Annotated in this window: 6 protein-coding genes; 1 reads left to right on the top strand and 5 read right to left on the bottom strand. The window is 52.8% G+C overall.

Annotated elements, in window-relative coordinates:
- A partial coding sequence (locus WAO31_RS03835; RefSeq protein ID WP_509590464.1) for a pyruvate carboxylase occupies positions 1-3,323 on the bottom strand: 3,323 nt, incomplete at its 3' end.
- A 68-nt stretch (positions 3,324-3,391) separates the two neighbouring features.
- On the opposite strand from WAO31_RS03835, the gene WAO31_RS03830 reads away from it, so the two are divergent.
- Positions 3,392-4,276 carry a ParA family protein gene (locus WAO31_RS03830; RefSeq protein ID WP_509590462.1) on the top strand — a complete coding sequence of 295 codons (885 nt, stop codon included), beginning with the start codon at positions 3,392-3,394 and terminating at the stop codon, positions 4,274-4,276.
- Between the two features lie 7 nt (positions 4,277-4,283).
- Here the strand turns inward: WAO31_RS03830 and WAO31_RS03825 are convergent, their stop codons facing one another.
- The 4 genes from WAO31_RS03825 to WAO31_RS03810 all read right to left on the bottom strand — a co-directional run bounded on the left by WAO31_RS03825 (position 4,284) and on the right by WAO31_RS03810 (position 6,681).
- Entirely contained in the window at positions 4,284-4,817 is a 534-nt protein-coding gene (locus WAO31_RS03825; RefSeq protein WP_509590460.1) for a MerR family transcriptional regulator, read from the bottom strand.
- Between the two features lie 108 nt (positions 4,818-4,925).
- Complete coding sequence (gene ftsR, locus WAO31_RS03820; RefSeq protein WP_509590458.1) at positions 4,926-5,627, bottom strand: transcriptional regulator FtsR; 702 nt, start codon at positions 5,625-5,627, stop codon at positions 4,926-4,928.
- Positions 5,627-6,058, bottom strand: a complete 432-nt coding sequence (locus tag WAO31_RS03815; RefSeq protein WP_509590456.1) for an FHA domain-containing protein — start codon at positions 6,056-6,058, stop codon at positions 5,627-5,629. The genes ftsR and WAO31_RS03815 overlap by 1 nt, the downstream gene beginning before the upstream one ends.
- On the bottom strand, positions 6,058-6,681 hold the full coding sequence (locus WAO31_RS03810; RefSeq protein ID WP_509590453.1) for a CDP-alcohol phosphatidyltransferase family protein: 624 nt from the start codon (positions 6,679-6,681) through the stop codon (positions 6,058-6,060). Before WAO31_RS03810 ends, WAO31_RS03815 begins: the two co-directional genes overlap by 1 nt.
- Positions 6,682-6,862 lie beyond the last annotated feature (181 nt).

The following is a 6,862-nucleotide window of genomic DNA, read 5'->3' as shown; positions in this document are numbered from 1 at the left end:
GAGGCACTCGAGGTGATTGTGGCCTCCATTTTCATTGCTTCAATACTCGCCACCGGCTGCCCAAGTTCGACCTTGGTTCCCACCACGGTCTTTAGTGTCACAACCCCCTGGAAAGGTGCAGCCACGTGACCTAAGTTCTTCGGGTCTGCCTTCTCTGCCATGACAACGTCGCTGACAATTTTTCTATCGCGAACATTCACCGGACGAAGCTGACCGTTCAAAGTCGCCATGACCGTGCGGAAGCCCTTCGGGTCCGGGCTACCGATTGCCTCGAGGCCCACGTATAGCCTTAGACCTTTGGCCAATTCGATCATGTGTTCGGTGCCCTGCTCCAATCCGTACAAGAAATCGATGGTATCGACCTGGTCGAGGCGGCCGTAGTTTTCACGCATCTTGCTAAATTCTTTGAACGGTGCTGGGAACAGTAGCCTGTTCAATGTCGCCCTGCGATCATGAGAAGTGCCGGATAAAAGCTTCAGGTCCTGTTCGGAAACTTCCTCGACTCCCAACTTAATGTTCCTACCCTTTAGAACCTTGGTCCTAAATGGCTCCGGCCATCCGCCGGGCAAGTCTCCAAGTTCACCAGCCATGAAACCAACTACTGAGTCCGGCACGTCGTAGTTTTCAGGATTATTCGCAAAATCCTCCGGGTCGGCATCAACCGCCACTAGATGCAGCGCCAGGTCGCCAACTACTTTCGACGAAGGTGTCACCTTCGTTGGTCTGCCAAGAATTTCGTTAGCCGCAGCGTACATGTCTTCAATTTTTTCGAACTGATCCCCGAGTCCGAGGGCAATAGCTTGCTGTCGAAGATTCGAGAGCTGACCTCCAGGAATCTCGTGGCTGTACACCCGACCGGTTGGACCTGGAAGACCGGACTCAAACGGGGCGTAGATTTTTCTAACCGCTTCGAAGTATGGCTCAAGCTGCGTGACTGCCGAGAGCTCAATTCCGCAGTCGTACTCGGTGTTGGCAAGAGCTGCAATCAAGGAAGATGCAGAAGGCTGAGAGGTGGTGCCGGCCATTGGAGCACTTGCAACATCAACGGCGTCTACCCCGGCTTGAATGGCTGCCAACAAAGTAGCGAGCTGGCCACCTGCGGTGTCGTGGGTGTGTAAGTGAACCGGCAGATCGAATCTCTCTCGAAGTGCGCTCACAAGTTTTCTTCCGGCCTCTGGCCTTAGAAGACCCGCCATGTCCTTGATAGCAAGGATATGGGCTCCGGCTGAAACCATTTTCTCGGCAAGTGCGAGGTAGTAATCCAGGGTGTAAAGATCTTCGCCTGGGTCAAGTAAGTTTCCCGAATAGCAAATACCAACCTCGGCAACTGCCTGCCCGGTTTCCAAGACCGCTTCGATTGCCGGGCGCATTTGCTCGACGTCATTTAGCGCATCGAAGATGCGGAAAATATCTATTCCGGTCTTGGTTGCCTCCTCAATAAATGACTTCGTGACAATCTCTGGGTACGGGGTGTAGCCAACAGTGTTTCTTCCACGAAGTAACATCTGGATACAAACATTCGGCATTGCTTCCCGAAGTGCCTCAAGTCTTTCCCAGGGGTCCTCGGCGAGGAAACGCAGTGCTACATCGTAGGTGGCACCACCCCAGGCCTCGACGGAAAATAATTCAGGTGTGAGTCTTGCAACGTGTGGCGCAACTTGAACCAAGTCTCGTGTTCTCACCCTGGTCGCAAGAAGTGACTGGTGCGCATCCCGAAAAGTAGTGTCAGTTATCGCAACTTGTTTTTGTTCTCGAAGAGCCTTCGCAAAGCCCTCCGGGCCAAGTTCCAAAAGGCGCTGGCGGGATCCGGCCGGAGCGGGCTTAGTCAAATCCACTTTGGGAAGCTTCAAAGCTGGGTCGGCGTAATCAAGTCGCGGTCCGTTGGGCTGATTAACCGTTGTCTCGGCCAGCCACTGCAGTAGTTTTCCGCCGCGGTCTTTAGAAGGTTTTGTTAGAAATAGCTCGGGGCGCTCATCGATGAAGGCTGTGCTTAGCTCCCCGCTGGCAAAGGTCTCATCAGCCAGCACCGCCTGGAGGAATGAGATGTTGGTTGAAACTCCACGAATTCTAAATTCAGCTAGGCCTCGACGTGCCCTAGTCACAGCGGCCGAAAAGTCTTTACCTCGGGAGATTAGCTTCACAAGCATCGAGTCAAAGTGCGGGGAAATCTCAGCTCCGGTTGAAACTGTTCCACCGTCTAACCTGATACCGGCTCCACCGGGGGAACGGTAGGTGGTGATCTTTCCAGTGTCAGGCCTAAAATTTGCGGCCGGGTCTTCAGTTGTGATTCGGCACTGGATCGCAAAGCCGTGCATCGAAATGCTGTCTTGACTCAGGCCCAAATCAGACAGCGACTCCCCCGCTGCAATTCTCATCTGAGACTGGACCAGGTCGATGTCGGTGATTTCCTCGGTGACGGTGTGCTCAACCTGAATCCGAGGGTTCATTTCAATGAAGACGTGCTTTCCAGCATTTGGTCCTACCGTGTCCACCAAGAACTCAACGGTGCCGGCATTTTCATAACCGAGTTCCTTGGCAAAGTTCACAGCATCTTTATAGAGCTGCTGGCGCAAGCCCTCTTCGATGTTTGGTGCCGGTGCAATCTCGACCACTTTCTGGTTGCGCCTTTGAACCGAGCAGTCGCGCTCGAATAGGTGCACAACGTTTCCCTGGCCATCGGCCAGAATCTGAACCTCTATGTGTCGAGGGCGAAGAACTGCTTGCTCTAGAAATACCCTGGGGTCACCAAAAGCGCTCTCGGCTTCTTTCGAAGCGTCGGTGATTGCGGAGGCAAGCTCGGACTCTTCAGTGACTCGTCTCATGCCGCGGCCACCGCCTCCGGCCACCGCCTTTACAAAAATTGGAAAACCAATCTCCTTGGCAGCTTTTAGAAGTACTTTCGGGTCAGCCGAGGACACGGAGGATTTTAGGACCGGCACCCCCGCTCTAGACGCAGCCTGGATTGCGTTTACCTTGTTTCCGGCTAGCTCTAGAACGTCGTGGTTTGGCCCAATGAAGGCAATACCGTTTGCCCGAGCGGCCTTGGCCAGCTCTGGGTTTTCGGAAAGAAAACCGTAGCCTGGATAGATGGCATCCGCACCACATTCTTTGGCAACACGGATTATTTCCGAAACATCTAGGTAGGCGCGAACCGGGTGTCCAATTTCACCGATTTGGTAAGCCTCGTCAGCTTTCTGGCGATGTGTCGAGTTTCTGTCCTCGTACGGGAAAACCGCTACTGTCTTGGCGCCTAGCTCAAAGGCCGCTCGGAAGGCGCGGACAGCGATCTCGCCTCGGTTTGCCACCAAAATCTTGCTGAACATCTATCCCTTACCTGAATGAGCCAGTTTCGCTTCAAATCTATCCCTAAATAAAAAGGTAGCCTATTTGGATGCACGTTCTAAGCGTCAGCTCTCTCAAGGGCGGAGTTGGTAAAACCACCGTTGCCCTGGGATTGGCTTCCGCCGCCCTATCGAGAGGGCTTCGAACGTTGGTAGTGGATCTCGATCCACAGTCTGACGCGACCACAGCACTTGGTGCCACCCGAGAATTAAGGGCGACTTGTGCCGAGGTCCTAAGACTTCCCAAGCACTCCAATGTGCATAAAGCAATAGTAGTCAGTGATTGGGAATCGCTGTCGGGCGGGGTTATGGATTTACTGCCCGGAAGCCCCAAGGTGGTCGAATTTGACAGTCCAACCCCCACCAAGCGCGACCTCTGGCGCCTAGAAGAGGCTCTTAGCCGAGTAGAGACCGAATACGACATAGTTATCATCGACACTCCCCCTTCACTAAATGGACTCACCCAATTGGCCTGGACCGCAAGTGACAAAGTTCTGGTCATTGCGGAGCCATCAATCTTTTCGGTGCTTGCAGCCGACCGGGCCATTCGAGCCATTGCCGAAATCAGTAAGCAAACCGCTGGAAGACTTCAAGCCCTAGGTGTCCTGGTGAATCGATACATTCCGGCATCCAAAGAGCACCAGTTTCGATTTGCTGAGCTGGAGCAGCTGTTTGGTCCAAGACTCATCTCGATTGCAATCGAGGAGCACTCCGCTGTTCAGCAGGCTCAGGGAGCTGCTCGACCAATTCACAGCTGGCCTGGAGAAATCGCCAACAAAATGGCAAAGAACTTTGAGGAAGTTCTGGACAAAGTTTTCGAGGGGCCAGTAATAGAGCAAAGCTCAAGGTCTCTAAAAAGAAATAAAAAAGCCACCAAGTCGGTCCGAATCAGGCGCGGAGCATCGATTCAATCGGTTCTTGATTTGGGAGAATAAAAAAAGACTAAACAGCCTTTCGGTTTGCCCTTCTAGCGGCAAGCTCATCCATGTCATCTAGGTGTAGGGTCGCGATGTTCACAAGCGAAGCCTCAACCTCACGAAGAACTCGTCCAACTGCAATACCAAATACTCCCTGACCGCGACCCAGTAGGTCGATTACTTCGTCCTCCGAGGTGCAGAGGTAAACCCTGGCCCCATCGCTCATCAGAGTGATTCTCGCAAGGTCGTTTAGCCCTGCAGCACGAAGCTGGTCCACGGCAATTCGGATCTGCTGAAGAGAAACTCCAGTGTCCAGAAGTCGCTTGACAAGCTTTAGAACCAAAATATCGCGGAATGCGTAAAGTCTCTGTGAACCAGAACCGGAGGCGCCGCGAACTGAAGGCTGAAGTAGCCCGGTGCGGTCCCAGTAGTCAAGCTGCCGATAGCTAATTCCGCTGGCAGCGGCGGCTGCCGTTCCGCGGTAGCCAACTTTGGGGTCTTGAGATAGCAGGCCGTCAGTGAAAAGCATGCCGTCGCCAAGAGTAGAGTCGTCAGTCATTTCACACTCCTTCTATTACCTGCGTCAAGCTCTAATTGTCTCGTGGAAGGGGTAACAAGGCCAGTTAATCGACTTAAACGGCGTGTCGGGGGCTGTGTTTCCAGCTAGCTACTGGTCAATCTTGGCGATGACCGATTTCATAAGCTCACCACGAATTGTGGCGAACTGGTTCTCGATCTCTTGGGCATAGTGAGATGCCCTGGACTTACTTGCCGGCTCGTTCTTCCCGAGTACCGGCGCCACTACACCCTCAATAATTCCAATCTCACGGTCGGCTGACGCTTTTAGTCCGCGGAGGTGGCGAGGTGAAATTCCAAAGCGCTGCAGGTGAACAATCGCACGTGCGATTTCCAAATCGCTGGCCTCAAAGGGTTCCTTTGCAATCAACATAAGTGTCTGTGCTTCTTGCAAAAGCCCGGCGCTGATTCCGGTTTCGCTCATCAGCGCAACCTTGGTTAGCTTTAGCGGGTTCTTTGGCTGAAGCTTAGATACCGAAGGCTGAGCCGCAGGAAAAGATGGGGTCTTGCCCTGGTCGAGCTGCTCTAAGTATTCGCGAATTACGCGAAGCGGAAGATACTGATCTCTTTGAAGCTCAAGAATCACCCTCGTGCGCTGAACATCTTGCTCTGAAAATTTACGATAGCCAGCGGGGGTTCGTTGTGGTTCGATCAAACCCTGTTCTTCTAGGAAGCGAAGTTTGGAGGGAGAAAGATCTGGAAAGTCTCTATTGAGAACGCCGAGCACCTGACCGATAGTGAACAGTTTCCCACTTGAGGAAATTGCCCTAACGTTGCTCTGCGCTGAACCCATTAGTTATTGCCTGCTGCTCTCGAAGAATAAAATGTGAGACGGAATTTTCCAATTTGGACTTCGGCACCCTCTTCTAAAAGAGCACTCTCAATCCGAACCCCATCGTAATAGGTTCCATTCAGCGATGCCAAGTCCTGAACTTGGAAAGAATTCCCGTGACGGTGGAATTCAGCATGTCGTCTCGAGACAGTTACGTCATCTAAAAAGATGTCAGCATTTGGGTGTCTGCCTACCGTTGTTAGATCGCTATCTAGCAAGAATCTGGCGCCTGATTTGGGGCCCTGGCGGACAATTAGCAGAGAGTGACCCTCAGGTAGGGCGTCCACGGCCAGCTGGTGTTCTGGGCTCAGAACCTGATTTTCCTCGGTGAGCCACTCGGAGTTGAAGCGCAGGGTCGATTCGACCTCGTCCTTGCTTTCGTTTTCGCCCATCACACTCCTCTTTTACTTACATTCACATTAGTCGAACTCTGGCGCTGTTCTCTAATCAATAAAACCAGCTGCCAGAGGTAGACAAAACCCGACCACCAGTACAGAGCCACCCCCCAGAGGGCGAACGCCCAGGCGGCCGGGGTGATGATAAACGCCGCTTCTGTAAAGATCTTGCCCATGAGTAAAAGTGGGAATGCGTAGAGCAAAGCAAAGGTACTGGCCTTACCCAGGTAGTGAACCGGCAGTGTTCGGTGACCAACCGAGGCCAAGACCGGAAGAGAGATGAGCATCAGCAAATCACGCAATATGACTAGGCCCGCTAGCCACCAGGGAACATAACCGGTTGCGGAAAGAGCCAATAGGGTAGCGAAAATATACAACCGGTCGGCGACCGGATCTAGCAACTTGCCAAGCTTGGTGGTCTGGTTAAGCTTTCTGGCTAGGTAGCCATCAAGGAAATCGGTTAGACCGGCTATCGCCAAGACAGTTATTGCCGAAACAAACATTTCTTCGAGCAAAAACCAAAGAAAAACTGGGACCAGCGCGATGCGAAGAAAGCTCAAGAAGTTTGGAACGTTGAATACCCCACCACTCAAGGAGCCGGCTTCTTTTCGCGAGGTCATGCCTTGATTCTATTGGGTTTGGTATCCTCCAAACCCGAGTGTTTTTTCTGTCGGGCTAGCGGGATTTGAACCCACGACCTCTTGACCCCCAGTTTCAGGCGCGACATTCGCTGACGTTCGCTCGCCTTCGTGTACGCGGAATTTCCTGAGCACCGAATATCAACAAACCTGAGCGAATGAC

The sequence above is a fragment of the Rhodoluna sp. genome, from assembly GCF_049276775.1.
Classification (GTDB): domain Bacteria; phylum Actinomycetota; class Actinomycetes; order Actinomycetales; family Microbacteriaceae; genus Rhodoluna.
The sequence above is the reverse complement of the archived record's forward strand: the minus strand, read 5'-3'. Positions and strand labels throughout refer to the sequence as shown.